The sequence below is a fragment of the Bradyrhizobium sp. CCGUVB1N3 genome (genome assembly GCF_024199925.1).
Classification (GTDB): domain Bacteria; phylum Pseudomonadota; class Alphaproteobacteria; order Rhizobiales; family Xanthobacteraceae; genus Bradyrhizobium.
Genome location: NZ_JANADR010000001.1, coordinates 7,967,662 through 7,987,660, shown reverse-complemented (window position 1 = coordinate 7,987,660; position 19,999 = coordinate 7,967,662). Strand labels below are relative to the sequence as shown.

The 19,999-nt window shown below is 58.4% G+C and carries 27 protein-coding genes; 4 read left to right on the top strand and 23 right to left on the bottom strand.

All coding sequences use genetic code 11. The annotated features are described in order from the left end of the window. Positions 1-268: 268 nt before the first annotated feature. Both NLM33_RS49890 and NLM33_RS37840 read left to right on the top strand, forming a co-directional pair. Positions 269-529, top strand: coding sequence for a hypothetical protein (locus tag NLM33_RS49890; RefSeq protein ID WP_371930039.1), 261 nt, complete (start codon positions 269-271; stop codon positions 527-529). Position 530: 1 nt separating this feature from the next. Then, on the top strand, positions 531-944 hold the full coding sequence (locus NLM33_RS37840; protein WP_254103505.1) for an ArsC/Spx/MgsR family protein: 414 nt from the start codon (positions 531-533) through the stop codon (positions 942-944). Between the two features lie 628 nt (positions 945-1,572). Here NLM33_RS37840 and NLM33_RS37835 read toward each other — a convergent pair. The 16 genes from NLM33_RS37835 to NLM33_RS37760 all read right to left on the bottom strand — a co-directional run bounded on the left by NLM33_RS37835 (position 1,573) and on the right by NLM33_RS37760 (position 11,851). Further along, positions 1,573-1,911, bottom strand: coding sequence for a ferredoxin (locus NLM33_RS37835; RefSeq protein WP_254103504.1), 339 nt, complete (start codon positions 1,909-1,911; stop codon positions 1,573-1,575). Positions 1,912-2,067: 156 nt separating this feature from the next. Beyond that, positions 2,068-2,322, bottom strand: a complete 255-nt coding sequence (locus NLM33_RS37830; protein ID WP_254103503.1) for a BolA/IbaG family iron-sulfur metabolism protein — start codon at positions 2,320-2,322, stop codon at positions 2,068-2,070. 428 nt (positions 2,323-2,750) lie between these two features. After that, positions 2,751-3,908: a DegT/DnrJ/EryC1/StrS aminotransferase family protein gene (locus NLM33_RS37825; protein ID WP_254106095.1), complete on the bottom strand. Its 1,158-nt coding sequence runs from the start codon at positions 3,906-3,908 to the stop codon at positions 2,751-2,753. Between the two features lie 50 nt (positions 3,909-3,958). Then, complete coding sequence (locus tag NLM33_RS37820; protein ID WP_254103502.1) at positions 3,959-4,228, bottom strand: hypothetical protein; 270 nt, start codon at positions 4,226-4,228, stop codon at positions 3,959-3,961. An 11-nt stretch (positions 4,229-4,239) separates the two neighbouring features. Continuing rightward, a complete protein-coding gene (locus tag NLM33_RS37815) occupies positions 4,240-4,593 on the bottom strand; it encodes a DUF3024 domain-containing protein (RefSeq protein WP_254103501.1) in 354 nt (117 codons plus the stop codon). Positions 4,594-4,605: 12 nt separating this feature from the next. Then, a complete protein-coding gene (locus tag NLM33_RS37810; RefSeq protein WP_254103500.1) occupies positions 4,606-4,845 on the bottom strand; it encodes a nitrogen fixation protein NifZ in 240 nt (79 codons plus the stop codon). Further along, the gene (locus tag NLM33_RS37805; protein ID WP_254103499.1) at positions 4,838-5,158 is read right to left on the bottom strand and encodes a nitrogen fixation protein NifZ; all 321 of its coding nucleotides are present in this window, start codon (positions 5,156-5,158) and stop codon (positions 4,838-4,840) included. The genes NLM33_RS37810 and NLM33_RS37805 overlap by 8 nt, the downstream gene beginning before the upstream one ends. Positions 5,159-5,184: 26 nt before the next feature. Further along, the gene (locus tag NLM33_RS37800; protein ID WP_254106094.1) at positions 5,185-5,928 is read right to left on the bottom strand and encodes a 4Fe4S-binding leucine-rich repeat protein; all 744 of its coding nucleotides are present in this window, start codon (positions 5,926-5,928) and stop codon (positions 5,185-5,187) included. Beyond that, positions 5,921-6,451, bottom strand: a complete 531-nt coding sequence (locus tag NLM33_RS37795; RefSeq protein WP_254103498.1) for a hypothetical protein — start codon at positions 6,449-6,451, stop codon at positions 5,921-5,923. Before NLM33_RS37795 ends, NLM33_RS37800 begins: the two co-directional genes overlap by 8 nt. A 336-nt stretch (positions 6,452-6,787) precedes the next feature. Beyond that, a complete protein-coding gene (locus NLM33_RS37790) occupies positions 6,788-7,012 on the bottom strand; it encodes a 4Fe-4S binding protein (RefSeq protein ID WP_254103497.1) in 225 nt (74 codons plus the stop codon). A gap of 12 nt (positions 7,013-7,024) precedes the next feature. After that, positions 7,025-8,569 carry a nitrogenase cofactor biosynthesis protein NifB gene (nifB, locus tag NLM33_RS37785; RefSeq protein ID WP_254103496.1) on the bottom strand — a complete coding sequence of 515 codons (1,545 nt, stop codon included), beginning with the start codon at positions 8,567-8,569 and terminating at the stop codon, positions 7,025-7,027. A gap of 333 nt (positions 8,570-8,902) precedes the next feature. After that, positions 8,903-9,769 (bottom strand): SIR2 family protein, encoded by an 867-nt coding sequence (locus NLM33_RS37780; RefSeq protein ID WP_254103495.1) that lies wholly within the window; start codon positions 9,767-9,769, stop codon positions 8,903-8,905. Next, positions 9,766-9,990, bottom strand: coding sequence for a putative nitrogen fixation protein NifT (gene nifT / locus NLM33_RS37775; protein ID WP_027527695.1), 225 nt, complete (start codon positions 9,988-9,990; stop codon positions 9,766-9,768). The genes NLM33_RS37780 and nifT overlap by 4 nt, the downstream gene beginning before the upstream one ends. Beyond that, positions 9,987-11,183 carry a cysteine desulfurase NifS gene (gene nifS, locus NLM33_RS37770; RefSeq protein ID WP_254103494.1) on the bottom strand — a complete coding sequence of 399 codons (1,197 nt, stop codon included), beginning with the start codon at positions 11,181-11,183 and terminating at the stop codon, positions 9,987-9,989. The genes nifT and nifS overlap by 4 nt, the downstream gene beginning before the upstream one ends. A gap of 12 nt (positions 11,184-11,195) precedes the next feature. Further along, positions 11,196-11,489: a NifU family protein gene (locus NLM33_RS37765; RefSeq protein WP_254103493.1), complete on the bottom strand. Its 294-nt coding sequence runs from the start codon at positions 11,487-11,489 to the stop codon at positions 11,196-11,198. Positions 11,490-11,530: 41 nt separating this feature from the next. Beyond that, positions 11,531-11,851 (bottom strand): iron-sulfur cluster assembly accessory protein, encoded by a 321-nt coding sequence (locus tag NLM33_RS37760; RefSeq protein WP_254103492.1) that lies wholly within the window; start codon positions 11,849-11,851, stop codon positions 11,531-11,533. 335 nt (positions 11,852-12,186) lie between these two features. Here NLM33_RS37760 and NLM33_RS37755 point away from each other — a divergent pair, with 335 nt between their 5' ends. Together NLM33_RS37755 and NLM33_RS37750 are read left to right on the top strand one after the other, a co-directional pair. Next, positions 12,187-12,777, top strand: coding sequence for a hypothetical protein (locus tag NLM33_RS37755; protein ID WP_254103491.1), 591 nt, complete (start codon positions 12,187-12,189; stop codon positions 12,775-12,777). 464 nt (positions 12,778-13,241) lie between these two features. After that, positions 13,242-13,556 carry a hypothetical protein gene (locus tag NLM33_RS37750; protein WP_254103490.1) on the top strand — a complete coding sequence of 105 codons (315 nt, stop codon included), beginning with the start codon at positions 13,242-13,244 and terminating at the stop codon, positions 13,554-13,556. A gap of 267 nt (positions 13,557-13,823) precedes the next feature. Here NLM33_RS37750 and fdxB read toward each other — a convergent pair whose 3' ends face one another. The 7 genes from fdxB to nifK all read right to left on the bottom strand — a co-directional run bounded on the left by fdxB (position 13,824) and on the right by nifK (position 19,977). Then, positions 13,824-14,108 carry a ferredoxin III, nif-specific gene (gene fdxB, locus NLM33_RS37745; RefSeq protein ID WP_254103489.1) on the bottom strand — a complete coding sequence of 95 codons (285 nt, stop codon included), beginning with the start codon at positions 14,106-14,108 and terminating at the stop codon, positions 13,824-13,826. 2 nt (positions 14,109-14,110) lie between these two features. Further along, a complete protein-coding gene (locus NLM33_RS37740; protein ID WP_254103488.1) occupies positions 14,111-14,320 on the bottom strand; it encodes a CCE_0567 family metalloprotein in 210 nt (69 codons plus the stop codon). Positions 14,321-14,328: 8 nt separating this feature from the next. Continuing rightward, on the bottom strand, positions 14,329-14,799 hold the full coding sequence (locus tag NLM33_RS37735; protein WP_254103487.1) for a NifX-associated nitrogen fixation protein: 471 nt from the start codon (positions 14,797-14,799) through the stop codon (positions 14,329-14,331). Positions 14,800-14,810: 11 nt separating this feature from the next. Further along, entirely contained in the window at positions 14,811-15,206 is a 396-nt protein-coding gene (gene nifX / locus NLM33_RS37730; protein WP_254103486.1) for a nitrogen fixation protein NifX, read from the bottom strand. 22 nt (positions 15,207-15,228) lie between these two features. Then, a complete protein-coding gene (nifN, locus tag NLM33_RS37725; protein WP_254103485.1) occupies positions 15,229-16,611 on the bottom strand; it encodes a nitrogenase iron-molybdenum cofactor biosynthesis protein NifN in 1,383 nt (460 codons plus the stop codon). 23 nt (positions 16,612-16,634) lie between these two features. Next, positions 16,635-18,302 (bottom strand): nitrogenase iron-molybdenum cofactor biosynthesis protein NifE, encoded by a 1,668-nt coding sequence (nifE, locus tag NLM33_RS37720; RefSeq protein WP_254103484.1) that lies wholly within the window; start codon positions 18,300-18,302, stop codon positions 16,635-16,637. Positions 18,303-18,417: 115 nt separating this feature from the next. Beyond that, positions 18,418-19,977, bottom strand: coding sequence for a nitrogenase molybdenum-iron protein subunit beta (nifK, locus tag NLM33_RS37715; protein ID WP_254103483.1), 1,560 nt, complete (start codon positions 19,975-19,977; stop codon positions 18,418-18,420). Positions 19,978-19,999 lie beyond the last annotated feature (22 nt).

The following is a 19,999-nucleotide window of genomic DNA, read 5'->3' as shown; positions in this document are numbered from 1 at the left end:
CTCTGAAAGTGCGATCTTGCTGCGACTGTGACCGCTCAGAACGGAATGAAACTTGCCAACTCCGCATCGTGACGCGGTTTGAAAGGAAGGCGACATGCGGTTTGGCGTCGAGACAAACAAGGCTGTAAACGGCGGCGCGTGTTCGAGGTCGACCAGGGAAAGATCACCCATGCGGCGTTACAGTTCCTGCTTCATGACGAGATCGAGACCCACGAGCTGGCCACGCCTGAAGAGGCCTATGCCGCGCGCTTCGACTGACTCGCCCCAGATGTTGCTCGGTGTCACTTTGCTGAAGAACCGCGGACCGGACCTGATTGGCGAACTCACCGGAAGGTTCGAAGGTGTCGGCATTCTCATCGTTACCGACACGTCCGACGAGGTGAGCGCATTTGAGCGCGGGAAGACGAGCTTGCCATGGCACGGTGATCACACCGCAGACGTTGGAGGGGGTGAGAAGGCCAACACCATCTTGGGCCACGGTAAAGCGGCGCCAACGATCCAACTTAGCGTGATGAAATGGGACTCTTGACATGACTACTGTTCTGTTTTGGCAGAAGCCCGGCTGCGGAACGAACGCGCGCCAGATTTGCGCGTTGGAGGCGGCGGGTCATCATGTCGTGGCCAAGAGCTTGCTGACCGAACCCTGGACCGCGTCCGATCTATGCACATTCTTCGGTAACACGCCGGTTCGGTCCTGGTTCAACCCAGCCGCGCCGCGGGTGACATCGGGCGAGGTCGATCCGGCGGCGATCGACGCCGCCAGCGCGATCGCCTTGATGCTCAAAGATCCGCTGCTGATCAGGCGGCCGCTGATCGAAGCCAACAACGCAAGATGTGCCGGATTTGACCGCGAGCCGGTCCCGTCGCTGCTGGGCTCAAGCCCGAAGCGAGAGCTTCAGAACTGCGCGCGAACGGAGAAGGCGCCGCGGTGTGCGGAGGTGTGATGCGTTTGCTTCGCAGGTGGTATATCACACGAGCCTCATGTGGGAGAAAGTGGCGCTAAGCGGAGGCGAGTTCCACGCGATCGGATACAAGAAGTGCGGGCTCTGATTCCGAACCGGAGCGCCAAGGGTTTTCTCGGCTTGCAAGCGGCGCCAGCTTTGAGTGTGAATCTGAACAACTATCGATTGAATATTCGCATATCCGCGCTCAGGCTGCATTGCCCGCGTGGATGTCAAAATCCATCAGCCAGGTGCTCGTAGCCCATGGCTGAACCACCCTATCCTCGTGACAGGCTGCTTGAGGCTCTCGGCGTTGTTGCCACGGCTTCAGGCCGGCCGGTTCATTTGCTGGAAAGGAAATTTTGGTTGTTTGGGCCCTCCACGCGCGCGGAGGCGATGCCGTGGTGGACGCAGGTGTGAAGTCTTCTTCGTAGGCGGTGTTGCACTATCCTGGCCTAGTTCTGGAAGAGAGCGGCATTCCGCACAGTGGCCCGACGGCCGAGCGTCCCCTGAGCGCCATTTTGCGAAGAGAGAGCCCTCACGATCGCCGATGCGATGCATCGGCGTCCTTCTTAGAGTGGCCGGAGACGGCCGATGGCGCCGTCTCCCGTAAGTGGAAAGCAAGGAACCGCTAACTCCGCGCGAGCACAATGACGAGGTGGTCGACACGACGGCCATTCTTCAGATGAGACTCGACAATCTCGTCAATATCTTCCGGAGTGCTCGGACGATACCAGACACCGTCAGGATAGACGACCATCAGAGGACCGGAGCTGCAGAAGCCGAGACAGTCGGCTGCGGTGAAGCCGATATCGGTCAACCCACCCGCCTCGATTGCTTTGCCGAGCCGTTCCCATAACGGTCCTCCACCCGCCGTCCCGCAGCTGCCGTGCGGATGGTCAGGAGGGCGCTGAGTGTGGCAGGCGAAAACGTGATGCCGGTAGAGCTGTGGGAGTTCGAACTCATTCATGTTGCCGCTCATACTTCTGTTACCGCAATGCGATGTCGCAATCACCGGGAGATTCTGCTTTGTCATAGAGTTGTATGACAATCGGCACCTTCGAAAACCGCCTGATGTCACCTCCACAATTTAAGTGCTTAATGCATTGTTCGGTTAGGTCGATCATTATGTTTCCTTGCAAGTGATTCGGTTCGGCACGAGGGTTTCGAGCACGAGCGCGTCGAACGTGTCGATCGTTTTGCTCCCTAACGCAGCATAGATCATCCGATGCTGTTGGATGCGGCTCTTGCCAGCAAAGGCCTGCGAGACGACTCGTGCCCCACAGTGGTGTCCGGTGCCCGCCAGATCGGTCACGATCACATCCGCCTCCGGAAGCGCCTCGCGGATCAAAGCCTCAATTGCCGGTCCGGCCATCACCATGTCGCTTACTCCTGCTCTCGCCAGGTTGCATGCAAGCTCCAAACCAACTCTCGACAGGATCATTTGAAAAGACTTCCGCCGACACGGATGGAAATGACGCGCGTTGGTTGACAATCCCGCAGGCGGACTGTCGCGAAGATAACAAGAATATATATATCGATGACCGACATCATCGTCGCGTTAACGGCGATGGGTTTTGTTCTGCGATGAATTCCTGGCTCGAAAATTCACGGCAGCTCAGTACGACCACGACCGCGTATTCCGGCAGCTTCCTCAGATCCTTGAGCATTCGGCGAATCATGGCTGGGTAGTCCATATGGATCGCGATCTCGGCGGCAAGCCGGAGTGACGAGCCCCATGGTCTTGCCTTCCGGGAGGATGACAAGCGAGGTCCTTTTATCGTCTTCTCTGCTGCATTTTTCGGCTGTTCAGTAGATCGCCGCGCCCGCGCCTACATTGATTGAGGCGTCTTTCATGGTCTCGACAATGAATTCGATCTGGCTATCAGTGAGATGCGTATGAAATGGCAGTGCGACGGCGCGATCGGAGATCTTTTCCGTCACCGGCAGATCGCCGCGGCGATAGCCGAGATCGAGATAATGCCGCTGCAGGTGCAGAGCATGGTTGTAGGCCGCAGCCTCGGTCTGCTCAACGCGGAGATCCTCGACGATCGCCTCGCGGCTGGAGCGCGTGAAACGCGTCCCGAGATGGACAACATAGAGGAACCAGTTCACTTCGGTCACGTCGGGTCCGACATAGGGCGGTTTGATGCCTTCGAACGACTGCATATGCGCCGCATAAAGCTGTTCAATCAGCCGGCGACGCTCCAGGATCTCGTCGATACGCCTTAGCTGCGTAATCCCCAGTGCAGCGGACAGATCGCCCATTTCGGCTTGATATGGCGCAGCCGAACCGACGGTAACGGAAGAACGCTCGCCCGTCCGATGCGAACGGTGACGACGAAGTGCCACAGCAAGGTCGATATCATCGGTAACCACTATGCCGCCTTCGCCGCAGGTCAGAAGCGATGGCTGCGCGAAGTCGAACACAGCGACATCGCCGAAGGTGCCAACCAATTGGCCCTTATAACGTGAGGCGACGGCCTCCGTGGAGTCTTCCAGCAGTAGAAGATTACGCCTTGTCGCGATATCGCGCAGCACCGACCAGGCTGCGGGATGGCCATTAGTGTTGGCGGCGAGGATGGCGCGGGTCTGTGGCGTGATGCGCTCCTCGACGCTCTGCGGCGCGAGCGTCCCGGACCAATAGTCGATGTCCGCAAATACCGGCCGCGCACCGGCGAGGCTGATGCCGTGCGCGGTTTCACGATATGAATAGGACGAGGCGATTACTTCGTCGCCCGCGGCAATGCCGAAAGCTTTCAGAGACAGCAGAAGGCCGATTGTTCCGCTCGGTACCGCAACGGCATAGTTCCGCCCGAGATAGGTGGCAAATGCCGCCTCGAATTGTTCCGTGAGCGGGCCGTTAGAGAGCCGCGGCGAGCGCAACACGCGATCTACTGCCGCGATTTCGGCTGGCGTAATGTCAGGATCCGACAACGGAATTAAGGATTTGTGGCCCGTTGGAATCGGCTCTTCGTCCGCCTTGTCAACGAGGCCGTGGCCTAGGGAGGGTCCGTTCACGGCTTGGCCGCCCGCTTGGCGAGCACAATGCCGGTCGCCCGCGTCGGATCATCCGTGATCCGGGCACAATGATCAGCGCTATCGAGCAAATGCATGTCGAATTGTCCGACGCTGTGAAAAGGCGCTTCGGTAAGGTCAGAAGAATCGCAGCGGATCCAGGCTAGATGCGGATACCGCTGTCGCAACGCCGCATAGGCTTGAGAAGCATCATCGAATGACGCGAGCGCCCGCTCGATGTCTGCAATTTCGCCTGCTCCCAGAGCCATCGAACGGGTCCTTATTGCCAAAACACGCGTTCCGGATCGGCGTTCAATAGATCGGTAACTGCTGCCAAACGCTGGTGCGTGGAGTGCAGTTTCCAGACGCCCTGCTTGTGATCTTTTCGGAACACCTGCCAGTTGGCGCTTGCCCCGTCATGGCGCAGCATGGCCACGTCAATGATGCCGCCCTTAACGTCGATATTGCGCGAGCAGCATGGGCATTCGATCAAATAGCCTCCGGCAACTCCGGTGATGTTGGCTGAGACATAACGGTAGCGCTCTCTCGACTTCAGCGCGCGCTCGATGCGCCTGCGATCGATGTCGTTGGGGTGCGCGGGTAGGTCCGGATTTATGTCTAAGGCCGCGTTCATCGCGTCTACTTCCTAGACCAGGCCGATTTCTCTTTCGAGGCAACCGACGACCAAGTGCTCACCGAACTTGACAAGATAGATCGGAAGGTTCGCTTCCGTGTGCCGGCGAACTTGGACGATCTTGCCGATGTCGCCGAGGCTGACCAGGAGCCCTTCCGCTGGGGCATCGGGAAAGGATCCGTCATTGGTCAGGTCAAACATCGCCTTGACGCGCTGGCCCCGCTGAAATTTTGGCAGCCTGGCTTCAATCATCGTTGGCTCCCGGCAAGTGCAGGTCCTCGACTTCGGCGCGTGGTATGACCGGATCGAGTTCCTCGCGCTTCATGCCGACCCGGTGACCGCTTTGGATGAATTCAACGCCGTAGATGTAAAACCGCTGCAAGAAAGTGCCGATCGATATGACGTAACCGACCTCGCCCTTCTTGGCCAGGATGTCGCCGATCTCTTTGCCGGCGTAGGTGCCGTCATTACGGATGGTGCGATTGGCCCGCACCTTCTCGCCAAAGTCGAAGAATGGTGGTGCCGTCAGCTCGACGATGTCACTGTCAGCCACAATATTGTTCATGTCGTGGTCCCCTGTTCTTGTCCCGTCTACCGGGCAAGTCGCGAGCGCGCGACTTCGCGCACCAGGCTATATGGGTCATCGACAAGGCCTATGAACTCGGAGGGCACGATCCGGCTTGCGACCTCATGCCGGATACGCCAATCCGGGTCGTGGCGCAGAAGCCACAATAACTCCGCCGACAGGCGTTGAGCTACCTCCAACCGCACCAATGCGTCACGGTCGTCGACCAGGCTGAGCAACCATTTCTCTGGGAGGCGTCGCGCCACGGCGCGACGGACCTCAGCGTCCTCGTCGCGGATCATTCCGCGGAGCAGCAAGGGCGCAATCCGCCGCGCAACCACATGGCGGACGCAGTAATATTCATCCGAGGCCATCGGCAGCAGTTCGTCACCTTCAAGCAGTGTCGCGACCCACATCCTAACTTCATGATGAGGGTCGTTGCGAAGTTGCAGGGCGAAACGCTTGGGCAGGCGACGGACGGCGCTCCAACGCACGGTTTCGTCGTGATCGTGGAGCAACCGCGGCAGCAGGAAGACGTTGGCGAATCTCGCCGCGATCGCGCGCACCTCAAAATGCGGGTGAGTGAGGTAGGCGTCGGCGAGGCTCGGATTCCTCTCGAAGAAACGGTCGATACGCCGGGCATAGCGGTCGTTAACGCAAGCATGCTTGAGTTGACAGCAGCCGTTGCGATTCAGAGCAATATGCGCGCAGCAGGCGCAATTGATCTGATTACCGTGCCAATCTCTGGCCTCGTCAATGTCCTCACTCATCCGCCTGCCCCATGCGTTCGAGGACACGTAGGAGAACCTTGGCACCGATCTTATCGGTGGGGTCGATCTCAAGAAGCTTTTGAACGGCTAACCGACCTTCCTCGGTTTGACCGAGGCGCATCTGCAAATAAGCGTATCCTTTCAGCGAAAACAGAAAGAACCGCGGCAGAATCTCTTCATATCGACCGAACGCGGCATCATGGGCACGGACAAGACGCCAGTCTGATGGGAGATTGTTCATCTCCGACGCCTTGCTTATGCAGAGCTTGGCAACCTCAAGCGCCTCGGCGAGCCGCGCCTTATAGAAATAGAAGCGAAATAAACCGATCATCACTGCCGCGTGCCCTGGTGCCAAGCCGGCGGCCTTGCGCAGGTGGCTTTCGGCGACCTCGTCAAGGTGATAGGAGAGGCTTGCTTGCCACAGGTGATGCTCGGCCTCGCTGGGCAGCCCATCTCCAAGCAAAGTCCTGGCGAGGAGCGCCTCGTTGATCTCGGATTGCGGACTGAACAGAGCAGCTGGCATCGCGGGTCGCCTATTGAAATCAATGGTCCCCGCAAGAGACTTGCTTGCGATCTTGCAATACGAACCCGGTCCGCTTCGGCTTATCAACGAAATCAGCCGTCACATCGTCGTGCCGTGGCGGTCTCTCCCGGCAAACAAACGGCCTTATGTCATCGCGCTCGCCCTCAGCAACAATGGCCTGCGGCTTCAGGCTGATCCCACAGGCGAGCCCGAAACATCCACTTGGGCTGATTGCAAGACAAAGGTCGCAGCCGGCGCGGCCTCCGGCTTGGAGCATCATTCGGATGGCTCGTCGCACTAACCGTATGTTCCAGAAGTTCATGTCATTTCCTTCGCTCAACCGCGCGCCTGGTAGCGTGCAAGCGAGGTGTCGAGGACACAGGTATTGTCGACTGGGCAGACCGCCACGCATTGCGGCTCGTCGAAATGGCCGATGCATTCGGTGCACTTTTTAGGATCAATCATGAATGTTCCGCCCTTCTCCGCGATCGCGACATTGGGGCATTCCGGCTCGCACGCCGAACAGCTCGTGCATTGAGAAGCGATGATCTTGAACGGCATGCTTTTCCTCTCTCATGCCGCGGAAATCAATGCGCCTTGGCGGATCGCAGCATCGCCGCGTTCGACATGTTTGATCGCACCGTTGGTGACCCTGTCGAGATAGGTCTTGAACCAGGCGATCGTCGACTTATCGATAGGCTCATAAGCATATTGATCGACGGGCTCGACGCCGGCCTTGATCAATTCCGCCCTAGGGCAGCCGCCAATTTTGGCGATGAATACTGCGTGGCAATCGTTAATGGCACGGATGATGGTCTCGAGCTTTCCCTCTTCGGCATAGCCACCCTGGCAATACAGATCGACGCGACGATGGCCAATGAACTTGGCGCCGCCGCTGGAGAGCTCATAGACTTGAAACTCCTTGGCGTGACCAAAGTGCTCGTTTATCAGAGCCGAGCCCTTGGTCGCGACCGCCACCAGGACCTTCGTATCGCCGAGGCTAACTGCGAGTTCCACAAGGTCAGCGTGCTTGGCCGCGGCCTTGGCGGCACGGTCGTTCTCGACTTTGGCCTGATAAGCGTTGCGGCTCTCGACATCGTATTTGATGTCGATCGTCGCGAGCTTTTCGGTGGTGAACTCCGCGCTGCGGTCTTCGCCTAGCAGCCCGATCGCATCGGCCCGACACTGCCGGCAGTGGCGCATCATATGCAGCTCACCCTCGCAGCTATCCTGCAGCGCCTTTAGTTCCAGTGCCGTCGGGCTGCGCTGGCCCTTCAGACCGAAAACCGTTCCGTAGTTGGGAGAAGAGATCAACGGCATGATGTTGTGCAGGAAGGCGCCGCGCGACTTCACTGCCTTACTCACTTCGACGAGGTGTTGATCGTTGATTTCGGGGATCATCACCGAGTTGATCTTGCAGAGAATGCCTCGCCGAGTGAGCATCTCCAGGCCCTGAAGCTGGCGATCAGTGAGGATCTTTGCGGCTTGGACGCCCGTGTACCGTTTGTGGTTGTAGAAAATCCAAGGATAGATCTTTGCCCCGATCTCGGGGTTGATCATATTGATCGTGATCGTGACGTGCTCGACGTTGAGCTTGGCAATGGTGTCGATGTGATCGGGTAGCGCGAGACCGTTGGTTGACAAGCACAGCTTGAGATCCGGCGCAACCTTGTGCACGAGCTCGAAGGTCTTGAAAGTCTTTTCGGGGTTGGCGAGCGGGTCGCCAGGACCGGCGATACCGAGCACGGTCATCTGCGGGATGGTAGAGGCAACGGCCATCACTTTCCTGGCCGCCTGCTCAGGCGTGAGCCTCTCGCTGACCACGCCCGGACGCGATTCATTGGCACAGTCGTACTTGCGGTTGCAGTAATTGCACTGGATGTTGCAGGCTGGCGCGACCGCGACATGCATCCGCGCATAGTGATGGTGCGCGTGCTCGCTGTAGCAGGGGTGCTTTTTCACCTTTTCCCATGTCTCGGCTGGAAGATCACTGCGGCCTGCCGGCGAGCCGCATCTAACTCCGCCGCTGCGGCTGCTCTTGCCACAGCCCTTGTGCTCGGCAATCGACTGCGTGATCTCGCCGTCTTCAATGGCGTCGCTCGATGATCCCCGATGCATTGGAGTCCCCATTTACCCAGTTCTCCCTTCAAGCCTGAGACATTTCTCGGTATCTGAGGCTCAGCAATCGGCGTGCCACGGCTCGGCGCGCAACTTTCATGATCTTTTTCAACGAGTTAGGAATCGCTTTGGTGTGCCTCTTGCCCCGGCGTGTTGGAAAGCCGACATGCGTTGTGATCGAAACGGCACGTCGCGGCGCGAGAAGATGTTGACTGAAGCTATGGCCGCTCCTTTCTCCTTTTTTTGCTGGAAACATGGCTCGTTAGGTGGCAGCAAGACGGTGTAAGAGCTGCCTGGCCAAGCGCTGGTCAAATGCCCACGCGAGAAGCCTCCCTAATCTGCCAGAAGGATCTCAGCGGCACGTGCAAGCGGAATTGCGAGTGGCATTAGGCCTTGGTCGACCAGAAAGCGGAACTCATTTTTGGAGAGCGTGTCGGGCTCGACCACGGCATAGTGAACGTCGGACGAGCGCTTTGACACCTGTCGCGCATAGATGCGCAGGAGCTGGTCGTTAAAGCGGCACCCCAGAAACAGGAAGCTGCGGCCGGTGCGGCGAGCCTTCACCTCGCCAGGAATCGGCGTCTGTATGTCGATTTCCGTGAGCACCTCAACATAGTCGGCATCGGAGACCAGGAAATTCTTGGCCGGGGCAACGCTGCCGTGCGGCTTGTAGAGGATCGTTGTCCAGCTTTCTGCAAGAGAGCAATCGACTTCATGGCCTACGGAGTCGTAGAAGCGAAACCAGCGATCCTCACGCAGACCGGCGCGGGTGATGCCCTGGATCTCGCCCCAATTGCTGTGCCCCACCAACGCATTTCGCATCGCGCCATCGTACCAGCTGTCAACAATCAGCGGCAGCCGCAGCGTTGCAAGATACCTCTGTAGTTGCGCTGGCGCGATCGGCGCGCTAAATGCGTCCGCCATCGTCGCTGTTACGGTGGTGCGATGCCTCGTGCTTTCGATGTACTGTGCGGAGGCCCAGGCGTTCCCTCTCGTGCGCCTGGGCAACGTCACCTTGGTGCCGAAGAATGCCGCCAGGTCCTCCGGATTCATCGGCACGCTCGTGTTCGACGATCCCACTAAGCCGGGCCCGAGATAGGGAACGACATTGCCACGACGAAGCCCCTCCGCGACCTTGCGGAGCATGGCTTCGGCAACTGGCTGACCAACGAACTCGATCCGCGGAGCCGGCACGTTCACGTCTCTTCTCTGTCGCCGCCACGCCTCTTTGCGTTGATCGTAATCGGCAAGGTGGTGTCGCTTGTCATCGGCGGCAGGTCGAGCACCCAGCCATTAGCTATTCTGATCCAGCCGCCCCACAGCGTCTCGTGCTCGGATTCAACGATCCGCTCCTCAAGGTCCTTCTTGGGGACGTAGATCGAGAGACCAGTTTCAGGTGAACGACGAATGATGACTTTCATCTGATAGACTCATTGGATGGAAAGGTCGTTTTTGCACACTCTGGCCGCCCAGGTGGGGTCTCTCTCAGTTTCGCGATGATATTTCGTAGCACAATGAGGACGTGATCGATCTCCTCGCTGGTGGTCTCGCGAGACAGCGAAAAGCGGATCGCGCCGTGCAGCAAGGCAGACGGTACGTGCATCGCTCGAAGCACGTGAGACGGCTCCATGGAGCCGGACGCACAGGCTGATCCGAGGGACGCGGCGACGCCGGCGCGACTCAAATGATGGTTAATTGCTTCACCTTCGAGATGCTCGAAGGCGATGTTTGACGTGTTTGGCAGACGGCTCTCCTTGTCGCCGAGCACCACGCACTTGCCGAAGTCGATGACACCCTGCTCGAGCCGGTCGCGCAGCGCCGCTATTTTCCTGCGCTCCTGCCCGAGCTCTACGGCAACAAGCTCCGCGGCCTTACCCAGCCCGATGATACCGGGGACGTTCTCGGTGCCGGAACGTCGGCGGCGCTCTTGCGGTCCGCCGAAGATCAGTCGCCTGAACTTAGTGTCCTTGCGCACATAGAGCGCGCCAACGCCTTTTGGACCATGCAGCTTGTGGCCAGAAAGCGACAGCATGTCGATCTGGGTCGCCTTCACGTCGATCGGAACTCGCCCCACAGCCTGCACCGCATCAGTGTGGAAGAGTGCGCCGATAGATCGCGCCATCTTGGCGAGGACCTCCACCGGAAAGATCGTGCCAGTCTCATTATTGGCCCACATGACGGAGACGACCGCGGTACGCGGGGACAACGCACGGCGATAAGCATCAATGTCGAGCCGGCCGGAGCAGTCAACAGGAATTAGATGGCATTTGTTGCCGCGACGGCCGAGCTCGTCTGCGAGCGAGAGCACAGCTGGATGTTCCACGGTCGTGGTGACGAGTTCGTCGCGTCGCTCCTGCACGGCAAGTGCCGAAAGGATTGCCGTGTTATCCGATTCGGTACCGCCCGAGGTAAAGACGATCTCGTGATCAAAAGCAGCACCGATCAATGCCTGCACGCTCCTGCGAGCCTGTCTAATGCTTTCTGCAACTTGCCTGCCTGCTGCATGCGCGGATGAGGCATTGCCGAATTGCTCGGAGAAGAATGGTAGCATCGCAGCGACAACGGCCGGATCCGTGCGGGTCGTCGCGTTGTTGTCGAGGTAGATCGACTGCACCGTATGCTTTCTTTAGTGTCGGGCTTTGGTGGATCCCGCGACCGGGATCAGGCGGACGAATTTGCCAAGCCGTTCGATGAGGCGCGCCTGGATGCCTTCTAGTGTTGCACTGGCGAGCTTGCAGAAAACGCAGGCGCCCGTAAGCTTGATCATGATCTTGTTGCCATCGATCCCAATAAGCTCGCAATCACCGCCGTCACGCTTCAGATTCGGCCGAATTTCGTCGAGTACGGCCCGGACGATACGCTCACATTCGGTAGGTTTCGCGGCCGCCGATTGTCTCGTTTGTTCAGTCTCGACAAGCATGTTTTGACACCTCTCCGTGGCGACCCATCAGGAATGCCGCTCTAGCTAAAAGACTTGCCGCATGTGCAGCCCGACTTGGCGTTGGGATTGTCAAAGGTGAAACCGGAGCCCTCCAGCGCCACCACAAAATCGATCGTCGTTCCGGCAAGATGCGGGTGATAATTCTTGTCGACAAACACCTTGATGCCGCCCCGCTCGATTACGGTCTCATCGGGCTTGGGCTCATCGGCAAGCCCCATCGCGTATTTGAACCCGGTGCAGCCGCCCCCTTCGACCATTATCCGCAAGCCCTTCGCCGGCTGCGCTGCCGCTGAGATCGCGCTCTTCACCGCATTCTCCGCGCTCTTCGTCAGACTAATCATCGCATTCCCTCACCAGCTACGGCAGTTCGAGATGAGATTGGCAAGTCCCATGCCAGCAACCAAACTCCCGACAATACTTGGCTTTTGCTAATGTCGATCATTTGCGTCGCAGGGCGTGTCGGGCTTGCGACACGACGCTATGCAACTAGGGAACAGTCTTGGCACGGTGCCGTAACGCTGCCGGCAAGGGTATGTCTGTGAAAGCCGCGCAGACGAGGCGTTGCTTTTGGCTTTTCGCCGCGTAGGCGGGCCGACGGCAAACAATTTGCATGGAGGCGAACGTGGCTCACGCGGTTCGACACCTGCGCCAGCCAACAACAAACCAGGAGGATTTCATGACGTCGATCGACAACACCGCTCTTGGCCGGCTTGATAAAGAAGGCCGCTTGCTTAATGCGGTGCTGAAGGGCGACACCACGAAGCCGGGCCGCTTCGGCTTCCGCGGCGATATCGCGCTAAGGTTCCAGGTTCAGGTTGCCGACGAGAAGCGTCCGCCCGACTATTCGATCGAGCAGGTATTGACGGTCGCAGGCGAGGGAGAGACCACAATCCCGGTACTGGCTGGCTACCTGCATTCTCTTGCCTATCTTGCCGATGTCGCAAAGGTACTGGGTGGCGCCTTGAGCCCGAACGGCACCTACTTCATGTTCTGCAACAATATCGATCTTCTGGCGAAATACCGCATCAAGATCGGTAACGTCACATTTCGCATACTGCCATGTGACGAGTCGACAGTTTGGAAGGAGATGATGGATCTCACTGGGGTCGAGAAGAACGACATCAAGAAGCTCGATACTGCCGGCAAGCTCGATTATCTGCTCGATGCCGCCAAGAGCATCGATGCCTCTTATGCCGAACTCTCCTACGAAGAAGGCCTCGCCAAGATGCAGCCGGTGAAGAATCGCAACGAGAACCGCCCGGTGTAAGGTTCTCGCGCCAGATCTCTTCTTATCCCATATTGCCAGGGCTGTTGACGTGGTGCTCCCGCCAGGCCGGACAATCGAACGATCAACAGTGCGGAAGTCTCGCATGCAAGTCTCCACCGTACAGATTGCGGCAGTTCAAGCTCAAACGGCTCGCTTGAGCGGCTCAACGACTAAAATGCCCATCCTACGTCCAGACTTCGCTAAAGGAGCAAGAGTGAAGACGTGGAGCTCTCGTTCTGTTTGACGGGACTAGATTCCAGCTGGCGTCGCGGCGGACCCGCCCGACTATGTGCTGCGGCCCAAGGCGACCTTCCATGTGGCGGATTTCAGCGGTGCCGACGCGTCTCGCTTAGACGCCGATGATCGTGTGATCCGGCAAAAGCCACCGCACTTGAAGCTCGACAAGCCCTGCCGCAGCTTTGGATCGGGAACTATGTAGGCGTCGCGCAGGAGGCAGAATAGAAATGGCAACGCTCGTCAAGACCACTCAGGACGGCCGCAAGCTCGAGGTGCTAGGGCTGGCAATCATGCTTGGCGGAAAGCTCGAAGCTGGTGAGCTCATCGAGGTCAAGGATCATCCGTACTGCCGAGCAATCCTGGCCGCAGTACCGGACGCTACCCACATGGCTGGCCGCGTCCCGCTGACGCGCGAGGAAGCCGAGATCGTCCTCGCCGCCTTCAAAAAGGCCGAGGCAGATATGCTCGCCAACCCCATCTCCATCCAGGAGCGGTTTCGGATTGCCGCGATGATGAAGGCATGCGAACAGGGTATCGAGTAGCAAGAGTTGGGGCGGCTTTAGCTCCGAGTTGACCGTCATATCTCGGCGACACTGGTATATCAAGTTTTCGCGACATACCGAATTCTCGCGGACAAGCGCGGCAATGACGACGAGAGGCGCCAGGGCCAACTACTTTTTTAACACCTGCAGCGGCATAGGCGGAGCACTCACGCACTCATATCAATGCCTTCTGACGTTATACAGGCTAGGCCCTATGCAGAAGATCTCCAAAGACGTTTATCGCTTCTCTGTTCCCGATGGCTAAACTCAAGCAGCTGAAACGTGGGTTTGGCAGTTGGTCGGGCACACCCGGGCACATGCGCCGCAGCCGATGCACGCTCCGTCATCGTTCAGCACCATGATCTTCTTCTCGATCTCATCGTCATCGTCTTCGAGGTCGATCATCTCGCCGTCCTCGTTGATACCCTTCAGCGTCATGACCTCGCGGCCACACACCTTGTAACAGCGGCCGCAGCCTATGCACTTCTTTGAGTCGATGGACGCCAGATACTCCGGCTTCCAGTCGCGGCCGTCGCGCGTTGCGAATGACATGGTTACCATCCGTCTGCCTTTTCCTGCGCTTTGAGATCCTCGCGCTTGCGCTCGAGCTCGTCGAAGGCGTCGTGGACCTTCTGGGCCACACTTAAGACCGAGGTCCAGTTGACCGGCAATTCTTCGGCGAAATCGTGCAGATCCATCTTTGCCTGGGTCGCCTTAGCGGAAAGCTTCTTGATCTCGGCTTTCAGTGCTTCAAGATCGCTCATTCGTCACCTCAGTAGTTCGCAACTTCCGGGAACCTGCGGATCATCTCGATTCCGCGGTCGACATACAGGTCACCTTCCGTGGCAAGTTTTGAGAGGTTGTCAAAACCGAAACGATGCACGTCTCGCAGCTGCTTGTTCACGACAATGAGCCGGCCGCCGATCAGCACTATGCGGCCAAAGCCTTCATGGTGCATTTTCAGCATCGGCGAGACCATCACGCCGGTCGCCTTCTCAATGGACACGGCGACAGCGTTGAAGAACAATTCAAGCCGCCAGATCGTGTCCGGATCGGGGTCACCGACGATCGGCAAGGTACGGCGCTTTTCCCTGTCGAGAATATAGGGCTCGAGCAGCTCTAGGTCCTTCTTGTCCTCCCAAGCGCCATGGCCGTCCTCGGCGCGCCAGATTTTGACGAGCTCCTTCACAAAGGGCGCCTCTCCCGCAAGGCCGGGTTGGATCAATTCAGCCGCCTCAGTCATAGTCGTTTACCTCAATCCTCGAAATCAAACGAGCGTTCCTGGCCCTTGGCGAGCACCTTACGCAACCAGGGTGGCGGCGAGCCTTTCAATACGGCTTCAAGCTTGACACAGAGATCGTCGATCGCTTCAGGCTGGTTCACCTTCATGGGATGGATGTTATTTGCGACGACGCGCGCAGCGCCGGAGCCGCCGATCGCCGCAACATAGAGAATGGAGCAGTCTTTGATAGCCTCGATCTTCGGCGCGAGCTTGTCCTCGTTGCCGTCGTCCTTGAGGTCGCCGTCAAACTGGATGGCTTCGACAAAGCTGTGCCCCTCGGGCCTGACGTCATAGATGGCGATGTTTTTGGCCCAGCCAAAATGGGCATCGACGCGCTTCAGATCCTGGGTGGCGAATGCGACTTTCATCGGCGTAATTCCTCTCTTCGCCTCAATTGGGCCGCGGGGGAACGACATGCAGGCCGTTGTCGGTGATGCGCCAGGTGTCCGGCGTCGGCTGGCGGTTGTCCTCGCGGTCGGTAATGATGAGATTGGCAAGGTCAAAGATCAGCTCGCGCGTTCCGCGATAGCCGACGGTCATCTGGTGACCTGCGCCAAGGCGATCGAACATCGGAAAGCCGGCACGATAGAATGGAATGTTCAGCCGTGCTGCCGCTTGGCGGCCGTGTGAATGGGAGATCAGGAGATCGCATTCGCGCGTTTTGGCAAGCTCCTCCAGATCTTCAAGATCGCCGATGACGACCTCTCCCATCCTGACACGTTCGAGCACCGGAGAGGCCGTTGTCGTCACTGCCGCGGTCAGCTGTGCGCCCATCTCATAGAGCATGCTGGAAATGTCGAACAAGAGGTCCGGCTCGGCCCCAATGGCGAGCTTTCGGCCGCCAATATGGAAATGCGCATCCAGCATGGCGTCCGCGAGCTGGCCACGTTGCCGGCGGTATTTTGGGGGCACTGGTTTGCCGCTGATCTCGCTTACGGATGCGATGAATACGTCGCTAGGGACGAGGCCACAGAGCCGCTCGAACAGCCGGAACGGCACGCCCGTCCTGGCTTGCATGGCCTCGGCCGCGCGCCTCATCTGCGCTCCGATCGCGATCGTCCAAGCCGCCTGGCCCATAGTCGCGATCTCGTCGACCCCGATCCCACCGATCGTGGTCGGCGTGAATTCATCGGGAATGTGACCGTCGAGCGAACCGGCGATATCCGGCAGGAAGGACGGCCTCAGCCCAAAATCCTCAAGAATCGTCCGTAGCTCGTCAAGGTCGCCGGGGGTCAGGTGGCAGCCAGGCAGGACATTAACGCGCGAGAGGTCTCGCGGTGCGGCCGCATCGACAGGATCGACAAGCACCTCGATTACGCGCGCCACGGTCCTTTCCCAGCCATCCTGAAACGCGTCCTTGAAATCCGGCGTCGAAACGTAGACAAGCGGCACCTTTTCGAGCTGCGGATGCTTCTGCCGGATAAGGCGGATGAACGCCTCGACGTCGTCACCCTTGGTCTCGGTGACTCCGGTCGAATTGATGCCGATAATTTCGGGCTTGGTACGGTTGTAGATATTGAGGATCGCTTGCTCGACATTCTCGTAGCCACCGAGAACCGTGGCAACCTCGCTCATCGCGGTGGTCTGCAGCGGCACCGCCTCCTTGAAATGGCGGACAAACAGGGTCAAGCCGAAGGACGTGCAGCCTTGAGAACCGTGTAGGAGCGGCATTGCGCCCCGAAGCCCCAAGAAGGCAAAGGAGCCGCCGATCGGCTGGCTCATCTTGAGCGGATTGCTCGAGCAGGCCTTGTTGGAACTAGTAACGATAGCCATGGCTTGGAACCTGCTTTACCATCCTACTCTGCCGCCTGCTGCGTGGAAGTAGGCTGCGCCGCAGTCATGTCCACGATGGCCCGCTCACTGGCGCCGCAGACGTCGGGGGCCTTGGTGCGCTGAGCGATGTCATCGACCGTAGTCGAGCCGAGAGCGACAACGCTCTCCTTGGTGACACCGAGATCAAGATTTTGGCAACGGAAGGATCTTTTCGCGCCGCGGGCCTTTTCGACGCGCTCCAGATTCGGCTCAACATCGACAGTCGCCACTTCTACCTGCGCAAGCGACTTGGCTTTCCAACTGACGTCGGCATCATCCCACGGCGCGGGCTTACGGAGCTGATCCCATATTGGGTTGTAGAGTGCCTTATCGATCTCTTCCATCAGCTTTACGATGCCGAGATAGCCCATATAGGCGTGGCAGCGCTCCTGATTGATATCGAGCCATGGCGTCGCGGTTTTCAGGGCGACAAATTGCGACTTGCCGCCCGACAGCATGATGTCGGCTTTTGCTTCTTTGAGCATCTTGTACATTTCACGCGGCGTCAGATCCTCGATCATGTGAGCATCATGGCCCATCACTTTTTGGATGCGCTCCTTGTCCTTCATGGTTGATTTTTTTACAGAAGTGCCGACGATCTCCAGTCCGGCCTCCTGCAGAGCTGCGACGACCGACCAGGATTTCACGCCCCCGGTGACGAGCAGCACCTTTTTGCCAGCAAAACGTGGCTTGAAGAACTCGATCGCGGCCCTCGCCTTTGCTTCCTCGCGTGCGACTGTGAGCTCGGTGCGTTCCATCAACTCGGCCGGAGCGCCGCGCTCGATTAGCATGCGCGCAATCTCGCGCAACGACTCGCTAGAGTCCTGGATACCGTAGAATGATCCTTCGAAGAATGGGATGCCGTATCGCTCCTTCATCTTACTCGCGACATTGATCAGGGACTTCGAGCACACCATCATTGCCGCGCGCGCCCGATGTGAGCAGGCGACGTCGCGATATCTGCCATCGCCGGAGATGCAGGACAGGACGCGAATCCCGAGTTCGTCCAACAGCGGCTTGACCTGCCAGAATTCGCCGGACAGGTTGTATTCGCCGATGAGATTGATGTCGTAGGGGGTCGTATAATCGGGTTCTTGGGTGCCGATCACGTATCGCAGCAACGCTTCGCCGGCGAGCTTATTTCCAAGGTTCTTCGAACCGACAAATCCCGGCGCGTTGACAGGAATGACGGGCCTGCCGCATTTCGCCGTGGCGATCTTGCAGACCGCATCGATATCGTCGCCGATCATGGCCGGCACGCAGGTTTGGTAGACGAAGATCGCCGAGGGATGATACTTCCGGATGATTTCCCTTATGGCTTTGTATAGCCGCTTCTCGCCGCCGAACACGACATCGATCTCTTGCATGTCGGTCGTGAAGCTTCTGCGCCAGAGATCGGAGCCAGAGGAGGCAGAACCGCGATTGTCCCAGGAGTTTCCTTCGCACGCGATCGGGCCATGAACCAGATGAGCGACATCGGTAAACGGCTGCAGCGCAATCTTGGCGCCATCAAAAGCGCAACCTCCGACGGCTCCACCAGGCTGTGCTTGCTTGGTGCAGCCCTTCTTGCGGGCAGCGGCCGATTTGTTGGCGTTCTCGACGCAATTGGCCTCGTTGAAGACGCCTTGGATGGTCGCCGATAGCGAAGTCACGGTTGCCTCCTTCCGCGGACGTTTTCTGGTTCGGGCACGGTCGATAGGCCGGCTGGCGCCAACATCCCCACCTCACGACGGCGACAAGCCGCAATGAGGCGGAGACACGCCCACATCAGCGGATGATGTCGAAGCTGTAGTCCGTTTTTCCGACCACGTTGGTGTTCTTATCGATCTCCTCAAAAATCCTATCGAGTATCTTCACCAGAACATTCATGCCCCCCTGATAACCCCAAACCGGATAGCGGTGATGATGGTGCCGATCGAAAACCGGAAAGCCGATGCGGATCAGCGGGGTGCCCGTATCGCGCTCCAGGTACTTGCCATAGGTGTTGCCGATCAGAAAATCGACCGGCTCGGTGAAGAGCAGCGAACGCATGTGCCAGAGGTCCTTACCCGGATAGGCATGGCAGTCTTTGCCGAACTGCGAACTGGCGAAGAGCGCCTGCATCTTCTCTTCCCAGGCCTTGTTGCCGTTGGTTGACAGGACGTGTGTCGGTTCGGCACCTAGCTCGAGCAGGAAGGTCGCCAAGCCATAGCAAAGGTCGGGATCGCCATAGATTGCGAACTTCTTACCGTGAATGTGTGCGCTGGAGTCTGCCATGGCGTCGACCAGACGGCCGCGCTCTTGTTCTAGGACCTTTGGGATTGCCTTGCCCGTAATGCGCGACAGCGTCATCAGGAAGTCGTCGGTCGCACTGACGCCGACCGGATGATTGAACGCAACGACTTGCTGGCCATGACTCTCGATGAACGGCAGCGTTTTCTCCGTACAATATTGCTGCATAGAGATGGTCGCCTTGGCGTGGATCGCATCCGAGGCATCTTTCAGCGTCGTGCCGCCATCATACATGCGAAACTCACCGTCGGTGGGTGTGTCGAACACGTCACTGTTATCCGCAAGGATCGTGTATCTGATCCCCATCAATTCGAAAATGCGCTTTATCTCGCGGATGTTGCCGACGGTATAGCCGTCGAAGCCGCCGATGAAGTTGATCTTGTCGCTCGGCTCGCGCTCAAGCTTGGGTTCAGACCCAGATTTTCCGTCCCAGAAATGCTCGATGATGCCTTTCAGGGCGTTGTCATAGCCGGTGACGTGGCTACCGACGAAGGCAGGCGTATGAGCAAAGGGGACATCGAACTTAGCCGGCACCGACCCCTTTTCCTTCGATGTCTTGATGAAGGCGTTGAGGTCGTCGCCGATCACTTCCGCCATGCAGGTGGTCGAGACCGAAATCATCTTCGGTTTGTACATGTTATAGCTGTTGGCGAGCCCGTCGATCATGTTGTTGAGGCCGCCGAATACGGCTGCGTCTTCGGTCATCGACGAGGAAACACAGGAGGTCGGCTCCTTGAAGTGTCGTGACAAGTGGCTTCGGTAGTAGGCGACGCAGCCCTGTGAGCCGTGCACGAAGGGCAAGGTGCCCTCGAATCCGACCGAGGCAAACACCGCACCTAACGGCTGGCAGGCCTTGGCCGGATTGATGGTCAGTTCCTCGCGCTCGAAGTTTTTCTCGCGATATTCGGGGGTTTTGGCCCATTCGCGGATACGCGCAACCTCCGCGGGGTCATGTGCATTCTCGAAGAGCGCTCTTTTGTTGGCCAGCATCTGCTGGTATTCCGGACCTCGGAACAGCTCGAAATGATCGAGCACGTTTTCGGCATTCTGGGTCATTGTGGCGTCCTTTTTGGATTCG

Coding starts and splice junctions, on each gene's coding strand:
- NLM33_RS49890 (WP_371930039.1), top strand. CDS start 269: ATGTTGCTCGGTGTCACTTTGCTGAAGAACCGCGGACCGGACCTGATT.
- NLM33_RS37840 (WP_254103505.1), top strand. CDS start 531: ATGACTACTGTTCTGTTTTGGCAGAAGCCCGGCTGCGGAACGAACGCG.
- NLM33_RS37835 (WP_254103504.1), bottom strand. CDS start 1,911: ATGAATGAGTTCGAACTCCCACAGCTCTACCGGCATCACGTTTTCGCC.
- NLM33_RS37830 (WP_254103503.1), bottom strand. CDS start 2,322: ATGGTGATGGCCGGACCGGCAATTGAGGCTTTGATCCGCGAGGCGCTT.
- NLM33_RS37820 (WP_254103502.1), bottom strand. CDS start 4,228: ATGGCTCTGGGAGCAGGCGAAATTGCAGACATCGAGCGGGCGCTCGCG.
- NLM33_RS37815 (WP_254103501.1), bottom strand. CDS start 4,593: ATGAACGCGGCCTTAGACATAAATCCGGACCTACCCGCGCACCCCAAC.
- NLM33_RS37810 (WP_254103500.1), bottom strand. CDS start 4,845: ATGATTGAAGCCAGGCTGCCAAAATTTCAGCGGGGCCAGCGCGTCAAG.
- NLM33_RS37805 (WP_254103499.1), bottom strand. CDS start 5,158: ATGAACAATATTGTGGCTGACAGTGACATCGTCGAGCTGACGGCACCA.
- NLM33_RS37800 (WP_254106094.1), bottom strand. CDS start 5,928: ATGAGTGAGGACATTGACGAGGCCAGAGATTGGCACGGTAATCAGATC.
- NLM33_RS37795 (WP_254103498.1), bottom strand. CDS start 6,451: ATGCCAGCTGCTCTGTTCAGTCCGCAATCCGAGATCAACGAGGCGCTC.
- NLM33_RS37790 (WP_254103497.1), bottom strand. CDS start 7,012: ATGCCGTTCAAGATCATCGCTTCTCAATGCACGAGCTGTTCGGCGTGC.
- nifB (WP_254103496.1), bottom strand. CDS start 8,569: ATGCATCGGGGATCATCGAGCGACGCCATTGAAGACGGCGAGATCACG.
- nifT (WP_027527695.1), bottom strand. CDS start 9,990: ATGAAAGTCATCATTCGTCGTTCACCTGAAACTGGTCTCTCGATCTAC.
- NLM33_RS37765 (WP_254103493.1), bottom strand. CDS start 11,489: ATGCTTGTCGAGACTGAACAAACGAGACAATCGGCGGCCGCGAAACCT.
- NLM33_RS37760 (WP_254103492.1), bottom strand. CDS start 11,851: ATGATTAGTCTGACGAAGAGCGCGGAGAATGCGGTGAAGAGCGCGATC.
- NLM33_RS37755 (WP_254103491.1), top strand. CDS start 12,187: ATGACGTCGATCGACAACACCGCTCTTGGCCGGCTTGATAAAGAAGGC.
- NLM33_RS37750 (WP_254103490.1), top strand. CDS start 13,242: ATGGCAACGCTCGTCAAGACCACTCAGGACGGCCGCAAGCTCGAGGTG.
- fdxB (WP_254103489.1), bottom strand. CDS start 14,108: ATGTCATTCGCAACGCGCGACGGCCGCGACTGGAAGCCGGAGTATCTG.
- NLM33_RS37740 (WP_254103488.1), bottom strand. CDS start 14,320: ATGAGCGATCTTGAAGCACTGAAAGCCGAGATCAAGAAGCTTTCCGCT.
- NLM33_RS37735 (WP_254103487.1), bottom strand. CDS start 14,799: ATGACTGAGGCGGCTGAATTGATCCAACCCGGCCTTGCGGGAGAGGCG.
- nifX (WP_254103486.1), bottom strand. CDS start 15,206: ATGAAAGTCGCATTCGCCACCCAGGATCTGAAGCGCGTCGATGCCCAT.
- nifN (WP_254103485.1), bottom strand. CDS start 16,611: ATGGCTATCGTTACTAGTTCCAACAAGGCCTGCTCGAGCAATCCGCTC.
- nifK (WP_254103483.1), bottom strand. CDS start 19,977: ATGACCCAGAATGCCGAAAACGTGCTCGATCATTTCGAGCTGTTCCGA.